This window comes from Photobacterium sp. S4TG1 (assembly GCF_036040035.1).
GTDB lineage: Bacteria > Pseudomonadota > Gammaproteobacteria > Enterobacterales > Vibrionaceae > Photobacterium.
Genome location: NZ_JAYXUH010000013.1, coordinates 1 through 21,237, shown reverse-complemented (window position 1 = coordinate 21,237; position 21,237 = coordinate 1). Strand labels below are relative to the sequence as shown.

The 21,237-nt window shown below is 40.8% G+C and carries 17 protein-coding genes; 13 read left to right on the top strand and 4 right to left on the bottom strand.

Annotated features, from left to right (window positions below; genetic code table 11):
- Positions 1 to 7: 7 nt before the first annotated feature.
- The 6 genes from kdsA (at position 8) to VXS03_RS14425 (ending at position 4,796) form a co-directional block, all read left to right on the top strand.
- The gene (kdsA, locus tag VXS03_RS14450; protein WP_107214102.1) at positions 8 to 805 is read left to right on the top strand and encodes a 3-deoxy-8-phosphooctulonate synthase; all 798 of its coding nucleotides are present in this window, start codon (positions 8 to 10) and stop codon (positions 803 to 805) included.
- A gap of 7 nt (positions 806 to 812) precedes the next feature.
- A complete protein-coding gene (kdsB, locus tag VXS03_RS14445) occupies positions 813 to 1,565 on the top strand; it encodes a 3-deoxy-manno-octulosonate cytidylyltransferase (RefSeq protein ID WP_327764488.1) in 753 nt (250 codons plus the stop codon).
- Complete coding sequence (locus VXS03_RS14440) at positions 1,562 to 2,494, top strand: KpsF/GutQ family sugar-phosphate isomerase (protein WP_327764486.1); 933 nt, start codon at positions 1,562 to 1,564, stop codon at positions 2,492 to 2,494. The genes kdsB and VXS03_RS14440 overlap by 4 nt, the downstream gene beginning before the upstream one ends.
- 9 nt (positions 2,495 to 2,503) lie before the next feature.
- Entirely contained in the window at positions 2,504 to 3,448 is a 945-nt protein-coding gene (galU, locus tag VXS03_RS14435) for a UTP--glucose-1-phosphate uridylyltransferase GalU (RefSeq protein WP_327764484.1), read from the top strand.
- Between the two features lie 551 nt (positions 3,449 to 3,999).
- Complete coding sequence (locus VXS03_RS14430; RefSeq protein ID WP_327764483.1) at positions 4,000 to 4,269, top strand: type II toxin-antitoxin system TacA family antitoxin; 270 nt, start codon at positions 4,000 to 4,002, stop codon at positions 4,267 to 4,269.
- Positions 4,266 to 4,796 carry a GNAT family N-acetyltransferase gene (locus tag VXS03_RS14425; protein ID WP_327764482.1) on the top strand — a complete coding sequence of 177 codons (531 nt, stop codon included), beginning with the start codon at positions 4,266 to 4,268 and terminating at the stop codon, positions 4,794 to 4,796. Before VXS03_RS14430 ends, VXS03_RS14425 begins: the two co-directional genes overlap by 4 nt.
- A 335-nt stretch (positions 4,797 to 5,131) precedes the next feature.
- On the opposite strand, the gene VXS03_RS14420 is transcribed toward VXS03_RS14425, so the two are convergent.
- From VXS03_RS14420 to VXS03_RS14410, 3 genes are read right to left on the bottom strand one after another with little or no spacing between them, the layout of a single operon-like run.
- Complete coding sequence (locus VXS03_RS14420; protein WP_327764481.1) at positions 5,132 to 5,287, bottom strand: hypothetical protein; 156 nt, start codon at positions 5,285 to 5,287, stop codon at positions 5,132 to 5,134.
- Between the two features lie 15 nt (positions 5,288 to 5,302).
- Positions 5,303 to 5,935 carry an N-acetylmuramoyl-L-alanine amidase gene (locus tag VXS03_RS14415; protein ID WP_327764480.1) on the bottom strand — a complete coding sequence of 211 codons (633 nt, stop codon included), beginning with the start codon at positions 5,933 to 5,935 and terminating at the stop codon, positions 5,303 to 5,305.
- A complete protein-coding gene (locus tag VXS03_RS14410) occupies positions 5,932 to 6,810 on the bottom strand; it encodes an alpha/beta hydrolase (protein ID WP_327764479.1) in 879 nt (292 codons plus the stop codon). The genes VXS03_RS14415 and VXS03_RS14410 overlap by 4 nt, the downstream gene beginning before the upstream one ends.
- Positions 6,811 to 7,041: 231 nt before the next feature.
- Between VXS03_RS14410 and VXS03_RS14405 the strand changes: the two genes are divergently transcribed.
- Together VXS03_RS14405 and VXS03_RS14400 are read left to right on the top strand one after the other, a co-directional pair.
- Complete coding sequence (locus VXS03_RS14405) at positions 7,042 to 8,415, top strand: MBL fold metallo-hydrolase (protein WP_327764478.1); 1,374 nt, start codon at positions 7,042 to 7,044, stop codon at positions 8,413 to 8,415.
- Positions 8,416 to 8,444: 29 nt separating this feature from the next.
- Positions 8,445 to 8,735: a GIY-YIG nuclease family protein gene (locus tag VXS03_RS14400; protein ID WP_327764477.1), complete on the top strand. Its 291-nt coding sequence runs from the start codon at positions 8,445 to 8,447 to the stop codon at positions 8,733 to 8,735.
- A 521-nt stretch (positions 8,736 to 9,256) separates the two neighbouring features.
- On the opposite strand, the gene mnmC is transcribed toward VXS03_RS14400, so the two are convergent.
- Positions 9,257 to 11,401 (bottom strand): bifunctional tRNA (5-methylaminomethyl-2-thiouridine)(34)-methyltransferase MnmD/FAD-dependent 5-carboxymethylaminomethyl-2-thiouridine(34) oxidoreductase MnmC, encoded by a 2,145-nt coding sequence (mnmC, locus tag VXS03_RS14395; RefSeq protein ID WP_327764476.1) that lies wholly within the window; start codon positions 11,399 to 11,401, stop codon positions 9,257 to 9,259.
- Between the two features lie 395 nt (positions 11,402 to 11,796).
- On the opposite strand from mnmC, the gene fabB reads away from it, so the two are divergent.
- The 5 genes from fabB (at position 11,797) to VXS03_RS14370 (ending at position 20,667) form a co-directional block, all read left to right on the top strand.
- On the top strand, positions 11,797 to 13,011 hold the full coding sequence (fabB, locus tag VXS03_RS14390; protein ID WP_327764474.1) for a beta-ketoacyl-ACP synthase I: 1,215 nt from the start codon (positions 11,797 to 11,799) through the stop codon (positions 13,009 to 13,011).
- An 820-nt stretch (positions 13,012 to 13,831) separates the two neighbouring features.
- Entirely contained in the window at positions 13,832 to 14,998 is a 1,167-nt protein-coding gene (locus tag VXS03_RS14385) for a nucleotide sugar dehydrogenase (protein ID WP_327764473.1), read from the top strand.
- 20 nt (positions 14,999 to 15,018) lie between these two features.
- The gene (locus tag VXS03_RS14380; protein WP_327764472.1) at positions 15,019 to 16,194 is read left to right on the top strand and encodes a 4-phosphoerythronate dehydrogenase; all 1,176 of its coding nucleotides are present in this window, start codon (positions 15,019 to 15,021) and stop codon (positions 16,192 to 16,194) included.
- On the top strand, positions 16,191 to 17,204 hold the full coding sequence (locus VXS03_RS14375; RefSeq protein ID WP_327764471.1) for an aspartate-semialdehyde dehydrogenase: 1,014 nt from the start codon (positions 16,191 to 16,193) through the stop codon (positions 17,202 to 17,204). The genes VXS03_RS14380 and VXS03_RS14375 overlap by 4 nt, the downstream gene beginning before the upstream one ends.
- Before the next feature lie 313 nt (positions 17,205 to 17,517).
- On the top strand, positions 17,518 to 20,667 hold the full coding sequence (locus VXS03_RS14370) for a FimV/HubP family polar landmark protein (protein ID WP_327764470.1): 3,150 nt from the start codon (positions 17,518 to 17,520) through the stop codon (positions 20,665 to 20,667).
- Positions 20,668 to 21,237 lie beyond the last annotated feature (570 nt).

Here is a 21,237-nt window from a genome sequence, read left to right as displayed (position 1 = left end):
AGATTTTATGTTTTTAATTGCAGGTCCATGTGTTATTGAGTCTGAAGGTCTTGTCTTAGATACTTTTGGTAAATTACAAGAAATAACCAATAAATATGGTATTGAATATATTGCAAAATCTTCATTTACTAAGGCAAATCGTTCATCTGTGAGCGCATTTACTGGTCCTGGTATCGAAGATGGTTTAAAAATATTACAGAAAGCGAAAGATCAATTAGGCGTTCGTATTATTACTGATGTTCATGATGATACTCCATTAGACGAAGTAGCGTCTGTTGTTGATGTTCTTCAAACCCCCGCTTTTCTTGTTCGTCAAACAGGTTTTATTCAGCGTGTAGCTTCTATGGGTTTACCTGTAAATATTAAAAAAGGTCAGTGGATGCATCCTGCTGATATGGCTCCTGTTGTTGATAAGTGTCGTGCTGTAGGTAATAACGATATTTGGCTTTGTGATCGCGGTACTAGTTTTGGTTTTGGTACGTTGATTAACTATATGCCAGGTTTAACGATCATGAAGCAAACTGGTTGTAAAGTTGTAATGGATGCCACACATAGTGTTCAAATGCCGGGTGCTTTAAATGGCTCGACTGGCGGTAATCGTTTCCATGTACCAGCTATAGCTCGAGCGGCTGTTGCTGTGGGTATTGATGGCTTATTTTTGGAAACTCACCCAAATCCAGATCAAGCACTTTGTGATGGACCTAATATGATGCCACTAGCTCATATGGAAGAGTTACTTGAAACATTATTAGAAATTGATGAAGTTGTTAATCGTCGACCAATGATTGAAACTAAGTTTGCTTAGAAATTATATGAATAATATTAAAGTTGTTATACCAGCTCGCTATGGTTCATCTCGATTGGAAGGTAAGCCATTACTTGAGATTAACGGAAAGCCAATTTTCTGGTATGTATATCAGAGGTGTTTAGATGCAGGAATTGAGGGTTCTAATATTATTCTAGCAACGGATGATATTAGAATTTATCAAAAAGCTGAAAGTTTAAATCTTTGTGTGGTGATGACGAAGATTGATCATGATAGTGGTACTGATCGTATTAATGAAGTTGCACAAAAACTTTTTTGGAGTCCTGATACATTAGTAATTAATGTACAAGGTGATGAGCCATTAATACCTTCATCTCTTATACAACAAGTTATTGAGTTTGCTAATCGTAGTAGTCATTATCCAATAACAACAGCTGTGACACCTATAGTCAATTATGATGAATTGCATAATTCAAATGCAGTTAAAGCTATTTTAGGTTTAGATGGACGAGCCTTGTATTTTACAAGATCAGCATCTCCATTTAATAGAGATGATCCTAAAGATGTTTCTCTATGTTTTCGTCATATTGGCATATATACATATAGAGTAAGTGCATTATCTGAGTTTTGTTCTTATCCTGAAGCTCCTTTAGAAAAATATGAAAAACTAGAACAATTAAGAGCATTATCTAATGGAATAGCTATTGGTGCTTGTATTTATTGTGGTGATTTACCTCATGGGGTAGATACTATTGATGATTACTTGATAATTAAAAATAAAATGGAAAATAACGAATGAATGCTAAGGAAATTGCAAAGGAAGTGATTAAAATAGAAATTGAAGGATTAGAATATATGTCTAATCGAATTAATGATAATTTTGATCAAGCAATTAAGGCTATAATCTCAACAGCAGGGCGTACTATTATTTGTGGTATGGGTAAGTCTGGTATTATTGGTAAGAAGATTGCGGCATCTTTTGCCAGTACCGGAACTCCAAGCTTTTTTATGCATCCAGGAGAAGCATTTCATGGCGATCTTGGTATGGTTAAATCGATTGATGTTTTTATTGCGATCTCGAATTCAGGCGAAACCGATGAGGTTTTAAAGTTATTACCTTTTTTACGTGATAATGGTAATTATATTATTGCAATAACAGGACGTTCTGATTCGACTTTAGCTAAAAATGCACATTGTCATTTGGATATAGCTGTACCTAAAGAAGCTTGCCCATTGCAATTAGCTCCAACATCATCAACGACAGCGACATTAGTAATGGGTGATGCACTTACTGTTGCTCTTATGGATGAGCGAAACTTTAAACCTGAAAATTTTGCTCGCTTTCATCCTGGGGGGAATCTAGGTCGTCGTTTATTGAGTAAAGTTCGAGATGAAATGATTGTAGATAATTTACCATTGGTTAATATTAATGCTGATTTTTCTTCTATTATCAATACAATTTCAAGTGGACAATTAGGTCTAGCATTAATACTCGGGTTAAATGATCAGTTAGAAGGTATTATAACTGATGGTGATATTCGAAGATCAATGGAAACATATGGTAAAGATGTTTTTGATTTAAAAGCAGTAGATATTATTACTTTAAACCCATTATCTATTACTCAAGATACAAGTATACAAGTTGCTTATGAATTTATGCATACTAATAATGTAACGTCATTAGTTGTTTTAGATGGTAATTCATTAGTTGGTGTTATAAAAAAGTAGGATAAGATAATGAAAATTAAAAAAGCAGTCATCCCAGTAGCTGGCCTTGGCACTCGTATGCTGCCTGCAACTAAAGCTATTCCAAAAGAAATGCTGCCAATCGTTGATAAGCCGTTAATTCAATATATCGTCAATGAGTGTGTGAATGCGGGTATTAAAGAAATTGTTTTGGTGACCCACTCATCTAAAAACGCGATTGAAAATCACTTTGATACTTCTTTTGAATTAGAAGCGACTTTAGAAGCGCGTGTTAAACGTCAATTGTTAGATGAAGTAAAAGCGATTTGTCCGAAAGACGTAACGATTATGCATGTGCGTCAAGGGCAAGCAAAAGGCTTAGGTCATGCGGTTCTGTGTGCTAAACCACTGATTGGTGATCAGCCGTTTGTGGTTGTGTTACCGGATGTGATTTTAGATGAATATACAGCCGATCAAAAAACAGAAAACCTTGCAGCGATGATTACACACTTTGAGCAAAAAGGGGCAAGCCAAATTATGGTTGAGCCTGTGCCAATGAGTGATGTATCTAAGTACGGTGTGGTTGATTGTAACGGTGTTGATCTTCAAGGGGGTGACTCTTGCCCTATGACGCGTATGGTTGAAAAGCCTGCGGTTGAGGATGCACCGTCTAACCTTGCTGTTGTGGGTCGTTATGTTTTATCGCACAACATTTGGGATAAGCTAGCAATGACACCACCAGGGGCAGGGGATGAGATTCAACTGACAGATGCTATTGATATGCTGATGCAAGATGAAACCGTTGAAGCTTTCCACATGACAGGCCGTTCGCATGATTGTGGTGATAAGCTCGGTTATGCTAAAGCCTTTGTTGAATATGCGATGCGCGACAAAGTATTAGGCGAAGCGTTTAGTGCGTATATTCAATTGTTAAATAATGCTTCTTTTGTAGATTCATTAGATTTAACGCCATTGGGTGATAAAACTAACGCTTAAGTTATGGTTATTGGATTTATTCACCGCGCTATTGAGTCTTAAAGACGCCAATGAAAATACGTTAACATTCTATTACAAATACAAACACTACGACACGCGGATGGTAGATTCCCTATCTCGTTCGTAACCTCACTGTAGGGAATGACGGGTGGTGGTTCGTAACTTCACTGTAGGGAATGACGGGTGGGTTGGGGCTTGAGCCTTAAAGAAGCCAGTGAATCAGTGAAAACAGTAATGCTACAACACGCGGAGAGTAGATTCCCTATCGCCCTCGCGGGCATTCACTGTAGGGAATGACGGGAGTGGTTTTGCATTCACTGTAGAGAATGACAAAAGTAGACGTTAAATAAAAGCCCGTATTGAACCATTTGTATAAGTGGTTCAATACGGGCTTTTTGCGTTTTAAGCTTTTATAAAATTATCAACGTTTATCAAATATATCGAACGACATTAAAAATTAATCCGTACATATTCCGTACAAGTTGCATCTTCGCTATTTGAATCTTATACTCAATTAAATAACGGAATAAATCCGTACAATTGGAGGCGTTATGGCGACAGCAAGACTGGATATCCGTTTGGATGAGGACATCAAAGCGAAGGCTGAAAAAGCTTCTGCTTTACTTGGTTTAAAAAGTTTAACTGAATATGTTGTTCGTTTAATGGACGAAGATGCAACTCAAGTCATTGCTAAATATGAAAGTATTACGATTGAGGCAAATGTATTTGACCAATTTATAGCTGCATGCGATGAAGCAAAAGCACCAAATAAAGCATTGCTTGAAGCGATGGTATTTACAAAGCAAGGTGAGTTTAAGTGAGTTACTCCAAGACGTTTAAAGAATTGGATAAATTACAACACGATAGAACATCATTTGACTGTGGTGAGAAAGAGTTGAATGATTTTATTCAAACTCAAGCGGCTAAACATATGCAAGCAGGTATTAGCCGGACGATAGTTTTACCTGCTTCTGCGCCATTGCCAAATCAAAAATATCCTATATGTTCATTTTACAGTATCGCACCAAGCTTAATTAGCCGAGATACGTTGCCACTCGCTATGGCTAAAAAGTTACCACGCTATCCCATTCCAGTTTTTCTTTTAGCTCAGCTTGCGGTTCATAAAGAATTTCATGGAAGTGGATTAGGTAAAGTGAGTTTAATTAAAGCGTTAGAATATCTTTGGGAAATTAATGCTCACATGAGAGCTTACGCTATTGTTGTTGATGGTTTAACAGTACAAGCTGAGTCGTTCTATGCAAAATATGGTTTTGAGGTGCTTTGTGAAATCAATGGTCGTGTAAGAATGTTTATTCCAATGAAAACAGTGGGACAGTTATTTATTTAATGGTAAGACTGAATATAATAAATAATACCCATTCGATTAATTAAGTAGTCATCTTCCAAAAGCATTAGATTCCCTATCGCTCTCGCGGATATTCACTACTGGTAATGACCGGGTTTATTATCCGTCATCTCGGAAGTTGAGGTACGAAACTATCCGTGATCTACTTACCGCGCGATTGAGCCTCAAAGACGCCAATGAAAATACGTTAACATTTTATGGCAAACATAAACGCTACGACACGCGGATGGTAGATTCCCTATCTCGTTCGTAACCTCACTGTAGGGAATGACGGTGGGGAATTCGTAACCTCACTGTAGGAAATAACAAAGATGATATTAACGAAATAGCATGTCAGGATCCATCTGATTAAAGAATTGCATCATCTCATCATTTTCGATTCGTGCTCGTAAATAGTGTTGTAATTGTTTGACGGTGCGGTTGATACGTAAAAAGTCATTGTGTGAAATTGGAAAATTGATGAGGTCAGACAAGACCTCATTATCTCATTAAACGCTTAAATCTCGTTTCTCGCTATCTGTTATCCAAGCTAAAATCCCTTTTATATGATAATCAATAATTTTCTGTCGGCCTGTTGGTGACATTAAAATCAAACAACATTCGACTTCATTATCCATAAAGAAGTTTTCGGTTAATACTGCGGCCATGCGTGTTTTTCTGAGCATATAAAAGCCGCGCTCTTTATCACTGTCACCATCGCTATAATCACTTCGTAATGGCTTATTAGGAAATACTTGCGTAAAAGCGTGAGTGATATGATCGGCAATAATGTCGCTGCTGGTGTGGCCGCGGCTGGTGTAAATTTCAAAACCACTTCCACCGCCTGCATTGGCATGAACTGAAATTAATAAACATTGGTGATAAGGGTATTGGGTCGCTAAATGGTTGGCACGATTAACGCGAGTGCGCAGGCTGATATCTTCCAGCTCTGGCACAATAATTTTATTTTCAATCCCGTGTAAGGTCAGTGCTAGGCTGATACCTTGAGTGATCGCACGATTAAATTCCCCTTCAAATAATTGGGTACCGTTGGACCATAATGGTGAGCGTTTGCCTGCGGTTTGGTAAGTACCATCGATAATGCCACCATGACCGGGATCTAATAGAATAAAGGGTTTCATAATGTCACCTTTGGAATGCCATATTTTGCGATAACATCACTCCATAAATAACCATAAGACTTGTGTGAATTGTCTGGATAATGATTGGTGATGTAATAATCTTGTGGTTGTATTTGATGGCGATTGGCAAGGTAGTCATCACTTAAATCATGATCGATACACTCGATGTCGGTTTTATCACTAACATTGATCCATTGCTCGGTAACACAATCAGGCGTGGCTAATTTTTTAACACTCGGCTGGTGGGTTATTTTAGGTAAAAAGCCTTTAATGCTGGTGAGTCCAAGTGGAGAGCCAAAGGTAAACCAAGTGCTGATTTGTGGTGGAGTCGTTTGGCGGCTCAATTGATGTAGTACGTTATAAGCGATCACGGTGCCCATTGAATGGCTCAGTAAAATGATTGGTCGATGTTGGTATTGATTAAGCAGCTTTACTAAAGGTTGTTCGACAGCTTTTTGATAGCTTTGATCATGAAAATAATGATAAATATCAGGCAGCAATGATTTTAAAAAGGGTTTGGAAATAAAAGAAAAAACACTGAATTTATCTTCAATCCATTCTGCTATTTTAGTGATCCAAGGCGAAGCTGAGCGAGTGATTAAAGGTTGCTTATAATAATGATGATGATTGTCTGTCGTTAATTGCTTGATCGTATAAATCTGTTGAATTGCCGTTGCTGTTGTTACAGATAAAACTAAAGGTTGTTGATAAAAATGATCAGCATAATAAGCCATTTTAAAATCAATCTGAGGATGTAATTGGGATTGGTTATAGCGCTGAAGGCCATGTTTAAGTGCTTGCTGCCAATGTGCGCTTAATGTTGTTGTTGGTAATTTATTACCTCTGCCATGAATCGCAATAATGATCGGATACATAATGAACCAGCTCTCTCTATTTATTATCAGAGGGCTATTAAATTTAATATGTGCTTGGTTGTATATTTAAGTGCGTTTTTTTGTGAGCCATTAAATACTCCTCGATGTTTGTTACATTACATTAACATTGTAACGGTGAATGCTTCCTAGTTCTATCTGTTAACATTTCTAACAATATTAGTACGCTGGCATCATAAGACTTTTATTTATTAAAAGCAGGAGAGGATAGCAGTGAATATTGTTCATCATGGCGCGAAAACGGGAGTAACAGGATCATGTCATGAGCTTATTATGGGGGATAATAGTTTATTAATTGACTGTGGTTTATTCCAAGGAAAAGAAGCCCGTGATACGTTAGATATTGAATTTGATATTAATAATATTGCTGCATTACTACTGACTCATAGCCATATTGATCATATTGGGCGTTTACCATGGCTACTTGCCGCGGGTTTTTCTGGTCCTATATATGCGACTGAGGCAACAGCAGCATTAGTACCCCTAATGTTAGAAGATGGACTTAAAATTCAGTTAGGGCTCAATAAAAAGCAATGTGAAAAAGCATTGGCATTAATACACCAGCGCATTCGTCCGGTGCCTTATGATTGCTGGGCGCAAATTGTATTACCGACAGGTGAGTTAGTTAAGATTCGTTTTCGCCCTGCCGGGCATATTTTAGGTTCGGCTTATATTGAGATTAAATTACCGACCAATGAAATTGTGGTTTTTAGTGGCGATCTTGGACCTAAAAATACACCATTATTAACCGATCCTATTCCGCCAACTTCGGCACATACTTTAGTTATTGAAAGCACGTATGGCGATAAACCTCACCACCAACTTGAACATCGCCAACGGGTATTAAAGCAGGTTATTGAGCGTTCATTACAAGACGGTGGCGCTATTATTATTCCTGCTTTTAGTGTCGGTCGTACTCAAGAACTATTATTTGATCTCGAAAATATTATTGCAGAAGTGGATGTTGATCCTAATGAAGATCACACCATTAAACGGGTTTGGCAAAGTTTGCCGATAATATTAGATTCACCATTGGCACAAAAGGTAACGGATCAATACCGCTATTTTCATGAGTTATGGGCCAAAGAAGCCAAGCAACGACGTTATATGGGGCGACATCCATTAGCCTTTGAACAATGTATTACCATTGATAGTCATGCTGATCATATTGAATTGGTTAATCGATTACAGCATTCCGATGAGCCTGCGATTATTGTTGCTGCCAGTGGTATGTGCTCTGGTGGACGGGTGGTTAATTATTTAAAAGCGTTATTAGCCGATAAACGTACCGATGTTATTTTTGCTGGTTATCAAGCACAAGGTACTACTGGACGCGCATTAGTTGATGGTGAAAAAGTGATTAAAATTGACGATAAGGTGATTGATGTTGCAGCGCAGATTCACCAATTATCAGGTTATTCCGCCCATGCCGCGCAAGAAGATTTGGTCAGTTTTGTGGCTGATATAGAGCAAGGGCCACAAGTCATTAAAGTTGTGCATGGCGATCTTGAAGCACAAACGGCATTAGCGGCAGAGTTGAGGAAGGTTAAGCCTGAAGCTGACATTATCGTAGCTGCAAGTGAATAAGGGACAAGAAGAGCAGGGATGAGGTTTGAGTGAATAAAGAGCCTGTGGTTTATATTTTGGCATCACATAATAAGCAGGTGCTTTATGTTGGAGTGACTAGTCAATTAGTCACTCGAATTTGGCAGCATAAAAATAATGTTGTTCGTGGTTTTACTCAAAAATATCAGGTGCATTCTTTAGTGTATTATGAGCGATTTGATTCGATGGCAACGGCAATTAAACGGGAGAAACAATTAAAGAAATGGCGTCGTTCATGGAAGGAGCAATTAATTAAGGACAATAATCCACAGTGGCTAGATTTGTATAATAGTTTATTGTGATAATCCCCGTCATTTCCTACAGTGAATGCCCGTCCAACCACCGTCATTCCCTACAGTGAATGCCCGTCCCATCCCCGTCATTCCCTACAGTGAGGTTACGAACGAGATAGGGAATCTACTATCTGCGCGTTGTAGAGTTATTGAATTCACTGTTTTCTTTAAGGCTCAAGCACGTGGTGAATAGATCCCGGATAGTTTCGTGCCTCACCTTCCGGGATGACGGAGAATGGGCAAAGAGAACGCCTGTTCCAATCCGTCATTCCTTACAATTAATGCCCGTTCTAACCCCGTCATTTCCTACAGTGAATGCCCATCCCATCCCCGTCATTCCCTACAGTGAGGTTACGAACGAGATAGGGAATCTACTATCCGCGCGTTGTAGAGTCATTGAATTCACTGGTTTCTTTAAGGCTCAAGCACGTGGTGAATAGATCCCGGATAGCTTCGTGCCTCACCTTCCGGGATGACGGAGAATAACCCCTGTCATTCCCTACAGTGAGGTTACGAACGAGATACTAATCTTATGATCTCACCTCTTTCCCGCGTACTAATTTCCGCACCCACATTCGACCGGGGTGGAGCGCGTCTAGCACTGTATGTGGCAGTGGTAATGGATCGCCGCAGATTTGTGATGCCAATAATTCACCTAACAGTGGTGCTGAGCTTAATCCTCTTGAGCCTAGCCCAACAATGGCAAATAGGTTTTTGTAGACGGGGACATTTTGTGCGTATAGCTGATTATCTTTTAGATCTTGATATTGTTTAATCAAATCATCATAGCGGCATACGTTCCCCACAAACGGTAAATGATCGCGACTGGCACAACGGACGCCAATACGCGCGCGTGAGGATTGATCAAATGCGTCAACATCTATTTCGCTCGCCCATGAAGTAGTTGCGGGAACACTGTCTAATAAACGTTGTTTATTTTGCTGTTGATCGACTTCATTGTAAGCAAGATCACAACTACGACGGGCATAACTAGCACCAATACAATGGCTATCAGTATTGCTATTTGCTGGGGTCAAATAGCCGTCATAACAAAGTACGGTTTCAAGTTTAGCTAATTGTGTATTAGTTGGTATATGGCTAACTTGACCGCGTACTGATGAGGTTGGAATCGGGGCTGTTTGTGGATATTGACCTAATCGATGACCATTCGCCACCACAACCGTGGTGTGATTGACGGTTGTGCCATTTGCCAAGGTTAATTGCCATTGTGGTTGATTAGTGTTGGTTTTGATTTGCTCTAGTACTGTAACATCACTATTAAGGTGTAATGTTAGCTTGCCTGTTTGAACCGCAGATTCTATTAATGCTTGAGTGAGTTGTTGCGGGCATAACCAGCCACCAAGAGGATAGTTAACACTGCGACAATCAGTCTCAACGCCAGTGATAGCACGTGTTTGTTCGACATTTAAACTACGCACTAATGACTCTGGAAATCCTCCCGCTAACATACAATCTAGCTTTTGGGTTTGACGACTGAGTTTCTTATCATTTGTTGCGATTGCGTGTTGTTTTTCTGCTTCAGTGAGGTTTTTACCGTTCTCATCCCATGCTAACTGGGTGACGCCACACCAATCATGATCAAATTGGCAGTATTGAGCCGCTTGTTCAACAAATTGACGGGCATAAATAAAGCCGGGTGCAAAAAAGCGTGATAGTGCGTCGTGCTTACCGTTAAGAAGCGGGTAGACGGCCCCTTGACGATTGCCTGATGCCCCTTGAGCTAATTCGCTATCAGCACAATATAAGTTGACCGTTTGGCCGCGACGAATCAGTGAAATTGCTGTGGTGGCAGAAGCAACTCCGCCACCAATAATGGCGATGTCACTTGGCTCTGATTGAGGGGCTTGTTGTGAACTACGTGCAAACCACGGTTTAAAATTCGCTTGCTGGTGGTTTTTAATTACTGTACCCACGGTCATATGGCGTTTAACACCAAACCCTTTGGCTTTTTTTATATCAAAGCCAGCTTCACTAAGACCTCGACGGACAAAACCGGCTGCGGTAAAGGTCGCAACGGTGCAGCCTGAACGTGCCATGTTGGCCATATTATTGAACAGATTTTGGCTCCACATTTCAGGGTTTTTCTTTGGGGCAAAACCATCTAAGAACCAAGCATCAACAATGCCGTCATTGCCAACCCAAACTTGAGGCATGCAATCTTTAATATCACCAAACCATAAATCAAGGGTGATCATGCCATTTTCAAGCACAATACGGTGACAATCTGCAACGGCGGGTGGATAATGTTGATCAAGTTTTTGCGTGAACTCGGCTAGTTCTGGCCATACTTGGTGTGCTTTGAGGAGATCTTGTTTAGTAATCGGAGCTTTTTCAAAGCTAATAAAGTGTAATTCTTTGACCGTTGAGTCTGGATGTTGCTCACGAAATGTTTTAAATGTTTGCCACAAAGCAAAAAAATTAAGTCCAGTACCAAACCCTGTTTCTGCAACGACAAATCGACGTCGATCAAAATCATGCCAGCGCTCAGGTAAGCCATTTTGTTTGATGAACACATAACGCGTTTCTTCTAGTCCATCGTCATTTGAAAAATAAATATCGTCAAAGTCAGTGGATAATGGGTTACCAACGTCGTTCCAATCAAGGGTGGCATTTTCAATCCGAAGTGTAGACTTTGCTGGAGTAGGACGAGACAAAACGAACCTCTTGTTTTAGCTGCTGAGCATTTTGCCACCATTTTATGCATAAAAATGCATCAATTATGGGTTCTAAATGCGATTGAAGGGCAATTTTGATTAGATTGTACCTGAAATACAGGAAAGCTGACCACTTTTCAGGAGCAAAGCCGTTATAGTTCTCGTACTAAATAATCGCTAACTTTTTTGTTTTTTTTTAAAGAAGAAGGTTAAATTAGGCACTATCGGCCCAAACATCTTTAATATCGCGTGTTTTCGTTCGCTATCGCTGACGAAAGAGGGAATGTGAGCGCAGATTTTAAAGCCGTTTGGGACGTATTCTAGTCATTGAGATGGAACAATCGTTGTTTCATTAAATGAGTAGGTATTTCCATTAATATCAGTAGGAATTCATCATGAAACGAGCCGTAATTACAGGCATGGGTATTGTATCTAGTATCGGTAACAACGTTGCTGAAGTATTAGAATCCCTAAAAACTGGCAAATCAGGTATTAATTACTCTGAGCAATTCGCTGAAATGAAATTGCGTTCTAATGTTTGGGGTGATCTAAAAATCACACCATCTGAGCACATTGATCGTAAAAAAATGCGTTTCATGGGTGATGCTGCTGCGTTTGCTTACCTATCTATGGAGCAAGCGGTTGCTGACTCTGGTCTGGGTGAAGACCAAGTATCTAACGAGCGTACTGGTTTAGTTGCAGGTTCTGGTGGTGCATCATCATACAACCAATACCATGCAGTCGACACACTACGTGAAAAAGGCGTTAAGCGTGTAGGTCCTTACATGGTACCGCGTACTATGTCTTCAACTGTTTCTGCATGTCTAGCAACACCATTTAAAATTCGTGGTGTTAACTACACCATGAGTTCTGCATGTGCAACATCTGCACACTGTATCGGTCACGCGGTTGAGCTTATTCAACTAGGCAAACAAGATGTTGTTTTTGCTGGTGGCGGTGAAGAGCTTGATTGGTCACTAACGATGATGTTTGATGCAATGGGCGCGTTGTCTACTAAGTACAACGATGATCCATCAAAAGCTTCTCGTACTTATGATGCAGACCGTGATGGTTTCGTTATTTCTGGTGGCGGCGGCATGGTTGTGGTTGAAGAACTAGAACACGCATTAGCACGTGGCGCAAAAATCTACGGTGAGATCGTAGGTTATGGCGCAACATCTGACGGCTACGACATGGTAGCACCATCAGGTGAAGGCGCAGTGCGTTGTATGAAGATGGCAATGAAAGATCTTGATGCACCTGTTGATTACATCAATACTCACGGTACATCAACACCTGTTGGTGATCTAAAAGAGCTTGGTGCTATTCAAGAGCTATTTAGCGATCATAGCCCTGCTATTTCTGCAACCAAAGCAATGACGGGTCACGCACTAGGTGCTGCTGGTGTTCACGAAGCTATTTACTCAACGCTAATGCTTGAGCACGGTTTTGTTGCGCCAAGCATTAACATTGAAAACCTAGACGAAGCGGCTAAAGGCCTTGATATCGTGACTGAAAAGCGCGATGTTGAACTTAAGACTGTTATGTCTAATAGCTTTGGTTTCGGTGGCACAAACGCAACGCTAGTGATTAAGAAGTACGAAGCATAATTAAGGAAGAGCAGGGGCGAGGTTTCGAGTAACGAGGTTTTGTGTCTGATAGTCCACAGTATAAAAAGCGATAGGTGAAAGCCTGTCGCTTTTTTTATAGTTTATATTTCCCGTTAAATGTTAGCGTGTTTTATTGGTCTCTTTAAGGCTCAAGTACGTGGTGAGTAGATCCCGGATAGTCTCGTACCTCAACTTCCGGGATGACGGATAATGGGCTAAGTGAATGCCAAGCCTATCCATTCGTCATTCCCTACAGTGAATGCCTGCGAGGGCGATAGGGAATCTTCTATTCGCGCGTTGTAGCATTTATATTTGCCATTAAATATTAGCGTGTTTTATTGGCGTCTTTAAGGCTCAAGTACGTGGTGAGTAGATCCCGGATAGTCTCGTACCTCAACTTCCGGGATGACGGGTAATGGGCTAAGTGAATGCCAAGCCTATCCATTCGTCATTCCCTACAGTGAATGCCCGCGAGGGCGATAGGGAATCTCCTATTCGCGCGTTGTAGCATTTATATTTCCCGTTAAATGTTAGCGTGTTTTACTGGCGTCTTTAAGGCTCAAGTTCGCGGTGAGTAGATCCCGGATAGTCTCGTACCTCAACTTCCGGGATGACGGATAATGGGCTAAGTGAATGCCAAGCCTATCCATTCGTCATTCCCTACAGTGAATGCCCGCGAGGGCGATAGGGAATCTTCTATTCGCGCGTTGTAGCATTTATATTTTCCATTAAATATTAGCGTGTTTTCAGATAAACTAAGCCACAAGTAAGTAAGCTGTGAGTAATCATGACTTACACATTAATTTATTGGGGTTAAGTAATGAAAATTACTGTCGTAGGTACAGGCTATGTTGGCTTGTCTAATGCGGTCTTGTTATCACAGCATAACGAAGTTGTAGCACTTGATATTATTGAAGAGAAAGTAGCACTTATTAATCAAGGTCTATCTCCTATTGTTGATCAGGAGATTGAAGATTTTTTACAACACAAAACGTTGAATCTTATTGCCACTACTGATGCAACACATGCTTATGATGGAGCTGAGTTTGTCATTATTGCAACCCCAACAGATTATGATCCAATAACTAACTATTTTAATACCAGCTCAGTAGAAGCGGTAATTAAAGATGTTATAGCAAAAAATCCGACAGTCACAATGATCATTAAATCAACGGTTCCGGTTGGATATACTGAAAATATCAAACAACAATTTGGTATCGATAATATTATATTCTCACCGGAATTTTTACGTGAAGGTCGTGCGCTTTACGATAACTTATATCCTTCGCGAATTATTGTCGGTGAGCGTTCAGAACGTGCTGAAAAGTTTGCTGAACTATTAAAACAAGGCGCGTTAAAAGAAGATATTGATGTGCTATTTACTCAATCAACAGAAGCTGAAGCGGTTAAATTATTTTCTAACACTTATCTTGCTATGCGAGTGGCCTATTTTAATGAACTCGATAGTTATGCTGAAGCGCTAAACTTAGATAGTCGTCAAATCATTGAAGGCGTTGGTTTAGATCCTCGAATTGGTAATCATTATAATAACCCTTCATTTGGGTATGGCGGTTATTGTCTACCTAAAGATACCAAGCAGTTACGCGCAAACTATCGCGATGTACCTAATAACATTATTGGTGCTATTGTTGATGCGAATACGACCCGTAAAGATTTTATTGCTGATTCTATTATCTCTAAACAACCTAAAGTTGTTGGTATTTATCGTTTAATCATGAAGTCAGGCTCTGATAATTTCCGCGCATCAAGTATTCAAGGTATTATGAAGCGTATAAAAGCTAAAGGTATTGAAGTAGTGGTGTTTGAACCTGTGCTTGAAAATGATGAATTCTTTAGTTCAAAAGTGATAAAAAACTTCGAAGCCTTTAAATCAATGTCCGATGTTATTGTGTCTAATCGTATGGCTGTTGAACTTGAAGATGTTCAAGACAAAGTATACACCCGAGATTTGTTCGGGGCTGATTAAGTAAAGCAGGGAAAGCCTTAATGAAAATCCTTATCGATGAAAACATGCCTTATGCGCAGGAATTATTTAGCCAGTTAGGCGACGTTATTGCAAAACCTGGACGTACATTAACCGCTGATGATTTAGTTGGCGTTGATGCTTTAATGATCCGTTCTGTAACCAAAGTTAATGCAGATCTCATTGCTAAAGCCGACAAACTTAAATTTGTGGGTACTGCAACCGCAGGTCAAGATCATGTTGATCAGGATTTATTAGCCGCCAAGGGCATTACATTTACCGCAGCACCTGGTTGTAACAAAGTGGGTGTGGCTGAATATGTATTAAGTAGCTTGATGGTATTAGGCCAGCAGCAGAATTTTTCAATTTTTGATCGCACTATTGGTATTATTGGTGCGGGTAATGTAGGGACGTATTTAGCGAAATGTCTGGATGCGCTGGGTATTCGGTATTTATTAAACGATCCCTTAAAGCAAGCGGAAGGTGATGAGCGTCAGTTTGATTCTCTAGAAACCTTATTAGCTGAATGTGATGTGATCACCACGCATACCCCGATTACGCGTGACGGTGAATATCCAACCCATCATTTAATTGATGCTAATTTTCTAGCAGCAATGCAACCCAATGCGATTTTAATTAATGCTGCTCGTGGTCCTGTTGTGGATAACCAAGCGTTAAAACAGGCATTACAAGCCTCAGTTGATGGCTGTGGTAAAATATTGACCGCTGTATTAGATGTGTTTGAACAAGAACCGTTAGTTGATTTAGCATTATTGCCGTTATTAGCATTTGCGACTCCGCACGTAGCAGGATACGGCCTTGAAGGTAAAGCACGTGGCACCACGATGGTGTTTAACAGTTTTTGTCAGTTTTTAAGTAATGACCACCATGCGTTAGCGAGTGATTTATTACCGATTGCACCTGTACCTCAAGTGCAATTAAGCCGACAATGGGATGAAGCAACGTTATTTAGCTTGATCCAATTAGTTTATGATGTTCGTAAAGACGATGGTATTTTCCGTCGTGAAATGTTAGCTGCTGGCGACGATAACAGCAAAATGGCTACCGCATTTGATCTAATGCGTAAAAATTACTGGGATCGACGTGAATATAGTGCGATTACAGTAGCGGCGAAGGCCGAGTTTGCGGTAGAGTCGCTGGCTAAATTAGGTTTTACAGTAGTAGAGGTCACTCAATGAGTCAGGAATATGATATCGCAATACTCGGCGCAACAGGCGCAGTAGGCGAAGCTATGGTCGAAGTGCTAGAAGCACGCAATTTTCCTGTTCGCAATCTTTACTTGCTGGCAAGTGATCGTAGCGCAGGCAAAGCGTTACGTTTTAAAGGTAAATCAACCCGCGTTCGTAATGTAGAAGATTTCGACTGGAGCCAAGTGCAAATTGCTTTGTTCTCAGCAGGTGCTGAAGCATCACGCCATTGGGCACCGATTGCCGCAGAGCAAGGTGTTGTTGTTATCGATAATACCTCTGAATTCCGTTACGAATATGACGTACCGTTAGTGATTCCAGAAGTGAACCCTGAAGCGATTGCGGATTACCGTAACCGTAATATTATTGCTAACCCTAACTGTTCAACGATTCAAATGTTAGTCGCACTAAAGCCGATTCAAGATGCTTACGGTATTGATCGTATTAACGTTGCAACGTACCAATCAGTTTCTGGTTCTGGTCGTAAAGGTATCGATGAACTAGCAGGGCAAACAGCGAAATTGCTTAATGGTTTGCCGATTGAAACTAAAGCTTACGATAAGCAAATTGCATTTAACTGTATTCCTCATATTGATGAGTTTATGGACAACGGCTACACCAAAGAAGAAATGAAAATGGTGTGGGAAACACAAAAGATTTTAGGTGATGCTAGCATTCGTGTGAATCCAACTTGTGTGCGTGTGTCTTCATTCTTTGGTCATGGCGAAGCGGTTCATGTTGAAACCCATCAGCCAATCGTATTAGAAGAAGCCATTAACTTACTTGAAAATACAGACGGTATTGAAGTCTTCCCAGGCAATGAATACCCAACTCAAGTAACTGATGCTGTAGGCAAAGATCATGTAATGGTTGGCCGTATTCGTGAAGATATTAGTCACCCATGTGGTCTTAACATGTGGATTGTGGCTGATAACGTGCGTAAGGGCGCAGCGACTAACAGTGTTCAGATTGCTGAAAAATTAATTGCAGACTATTTGTAATTAACAGCATTAAAAGTAAGGTCTAGATCGCGCTATGCGTATGTATCAACATAACGCGTGCGAACAAACTTGCTAACAAAATAACAAAGCGATGGGTGAAAGCCTGTCGCTTTTTTATTTCGTTAGCTGCTTGCTTTTCTTTTGCTGATAACTTGACATAATATGGCGCTTAGTATGATTAAATAGAGCCATTCAAGCTTTATTGATATTGGTCGTTATTATTAGGTCGTTATCACCAGAAACTATTATTTCGAATTTGTTGCCATGCGACGATTTCGAGCAATTTTATCTCTGCCAAAGAGGAATGTAGGCAGTGTCTAACATCCCAAAGATACTTAAACGTATGGTACTACCGGTAGCTTTTGTTACTATTTCTTCTTACCTTCCGGTAGTGAATGCCAATACTATACGTATAGTCGGTCCCGAGAATGAAGATAGCTCGTACGCAGCCCTTAATCGAGAAGCTGCTACGAGCCAATTAACCATACCGACAAAACAGTTTTCAACATCGTCGTCAATGGCACGAAATTATGGCCCAACCTATGAAAATGAAACGTTATGGGGCATTGCATCACGCCATTTGCCAAATAAAGACGTGTCTATTTTTAAAGTTATTGGCGCTATTTATAATTTAAATCGTGATGCATTTGAAAATAATAATATTCACTCGTTACTGCCGGGTAGTTATCTAAAGCTACCAACAATAGAACAAATTCAACACCAACGTGTTAGCTCTGTCAGCCGTAAATTAGCAGCAGATCAATTACGTGCGCCTTATGCGACGGAATTAGAAAAAAGACGTGTAGCTGAAGAACAATTAGCCAAACAGCAAGCTGCTGCCGCTACAGCCCCGCGAGTGATTAAGTTATCACCGAAGACATCGTCATCTTCGGCTCAGATCATTCCTAACTCAACGCCTGATGCCGATAATGATGCAAAAGTAGCGTCGACGAAGGCAGAAGATGTCGCTACGGCAACCACGGTTAAAGATGCTGTCTTGACGGATGTTGTGACAAGTGAGGCTAATGGTGAGGTTAGTGAAGATAACGCTGCTGTTATTCCACCAAAACCACAACAGCCACAAGTTGATGTTACTGATGTCAAAATGAATGCGCTAGTAGAGAGTAACCACGCATTGCGGTTACGTTTATCTGCTATGCAGCAAGATATGGATGCATTAAAAAATCAAATTACTGAAAGTGATAGTATTCGTCAAAAAATGGTGTCGTTTTTAGAGCAACAACAGCTTCAACAGGCTGAAACGCCAGTGGCGACAACATGGCTTGATCGTTTCACCAGTAACCCATGGGCATTGGCTGCTGCTGGCATTATTCCTGGAGGTTTGATTGCAGCATTATTAGCATTATTGTTCTTCCGTCGTAAAAAAGATGAGCCTCAACAGCCATCATTACCCGCACCAACGACGGATGATAACGACAATGCTATTGCTGTTGTGCCACCTGTAGACTTGGTTGGTAACGAACATGATGATGATCTTGATGATTTATTTGCTGACGATGATCTGTTTGCCGATATCGAGCCTCATCAGCCAACGAAGACACAAGAGACAATAACTCCTGAGATAGCAGAGGTTGTTAATGCATCTGAAAATGAAGCGCCTCAAGCTGTAAGTGCGACAACGGCCATTGATTTCGATGATAGCGAATTTGATAACAACTTTGGCTCTATTTCGGTTTCTAACGATGATGCTATCGGCCTAGAAGACATGGAGCGGGCATTAGATGAGTTTGATTCTAAGCCAGAGCTAAGTGCTGATGAAGCACTGGCTGCGTTATGGGAAAAATCCCTAAATGAAGAAGATAATGCGAATTTTGATTTGTCTGAATATGACGAGACAACGCCTTCTTCAACAGCTTTAGTGGCGGCAGAGAACAGTGATACCGAGAAGCCGTTATCTGATCAAGCGTTACTAGACGAAATTTTGCAACAAGCGCAAGCATCAAGCCAAGAAACAGCACCATCAGAAGCGCCGACTGCTGCTGAATTAGAAGGTACGACGGTTGTTTCTCAAGATGAATTGGATGCGTTATTCACTCAGTTTAACCATGACTTACCCGATATTACGTCAGCGCCTGTTCAAATAGATGCCGACGATAATGAATCATTATTTGCTGAAAATAGCACTGAGTTGTTAGATGATTTAGTCGCAGAAGATGACGCTAAATCATTGGATAACAAGATCGAGCTTGCAGAAAACAGCACCGAACTGCTTGATGAGTTACTTGCCGATGAAAGTGATGAGCAAGATGTTACGGCAAATATTAAGCTGGATGAAAATAGCACTGACTTATTAGATGAGCTGTTAGCGGCAGATCCTGCAACGACGGCATTTAATCTTGATGATTTGCCTGAGTTTGATGAGCAAGCCGCGTTTGATCACTATGATGATGAAATGTCTGCTTTGCCTGCAGCCGATGCGGTACATAACACACCGTTAAGCCTGGATGACTTACCTGAATTTGATGAAAACTCAGCTTTTGATGATCCACAAGCATCGCCATTAGAACAAATGGATGATCGCTCTGAGATTGATGAGCAAGTTGCTATCGATAATGTAACGCGTCAATTACAGCAAGCAGCACAAGCGGCGGAACAACGTCAACCAGTACCAACAGAGACCAGCACGACGGATGCCGAGCCTGAATACTCTCCGTTTGATACTGCCCGTCATTTGGAATATGCGTTTGACAATATTGATGTTAGTACGTTACCTGAGTTTGACGAGAATGAGGCTTTATTCGCTTCTTTTGAAGAGCAGCATGAGTTAGAGCAATATGCACTTGAATGTGGCTTTAAATCACAAGCAGGGGCAGATGATGCCGCTGAGGTTGATCAATCACCCGAAGCTAAACAAGATCGGGTTGATTCTGCTGGCTTAGACATGGATGCGTTGTTATTTGATGATGCTGATGCGACAACGATAACACCGCAACGTGGGCTGAATAATGATGAACGTGATCAGTTATTAGCCTCGACAGTTGATAGTGCAACTGCTGATAATGAAGATGTTTTAGCAGAAGATGAAGCTGCTGTTTGGCAAGGTGTGGTGGCTGAGCCTGAATTGGCTAGTGAAGACTGGTCAACACAACCAGATCTTGCACAAGCTGATATTAAAGCGGCAACATCAACATCACCAAACTACATTAGTATTGATGAGTTGCTAGCTGATGATCCTAATTATCACCAAGAAGATCCTGATGAAAAGCCGTTAAATCTTGATGTAGGCTTAAAGGATTTCCCTGATATGTTCGCTAATATTCGTCAGTTTGATGTTGATAGTGCGGGGGAATATGCAGGTCAATTGGATCTTGCGAAAGCATATCTAGAAATGAACGATATTGGTGGCGCAGTTGATTTGCTACAAGATATCGTTTTAAAAGGTGACGGCGAGACAAAAGCAGAAGCAAACGCTTTGCTAGATAAGTTTAAAGCGCAGAAGTAGGGACGAGGTTTCGAGTCGCGAGATTTGAGTTTCGAGATAAAAAGCGATGGGTGAAAGCCTGTCGCTTTTTTTGTGCCTAAGTTCTTGTAGTTAATACCTGAGAGGGCGATAGGGAATCTACTATTCACGCGTTGTGGAGTTATTATTTTCACTGGTATCTTTAAGGCTCAAGCACGTTGTAAGTAGATCCCGGATAGTTTCGAGTCTCAACTTCCGGGATGACGGGAAATAGGCTATGTGAATACCCGTTCCTGCCTCGTCATTCCTTACAGTGAATGTCCGTTCCATCCCCGTCATTCCCTACAGCGAATGCCCGCGAGGGCGATAGGGAATCTATTGTTCGCGCGTTGTGGAGTTATTATTTTCACTGGTGTCTTTAAGGCTCAAGCATGTGGTGAGTAGATCCCGGATAGTTTCGAGTCTCAACTTCCGGGATGACGGGAAATAGGCTATGTGAATACCCGTTCCTGCCTCGTCATTCCTTACAGTGAATGTCCGTTCCTGCCTCGTCATTCCCTACAGCGAATGCCCGCGAGGGCGATAGGGAATCTATTGTTCACGCGTTGTAGA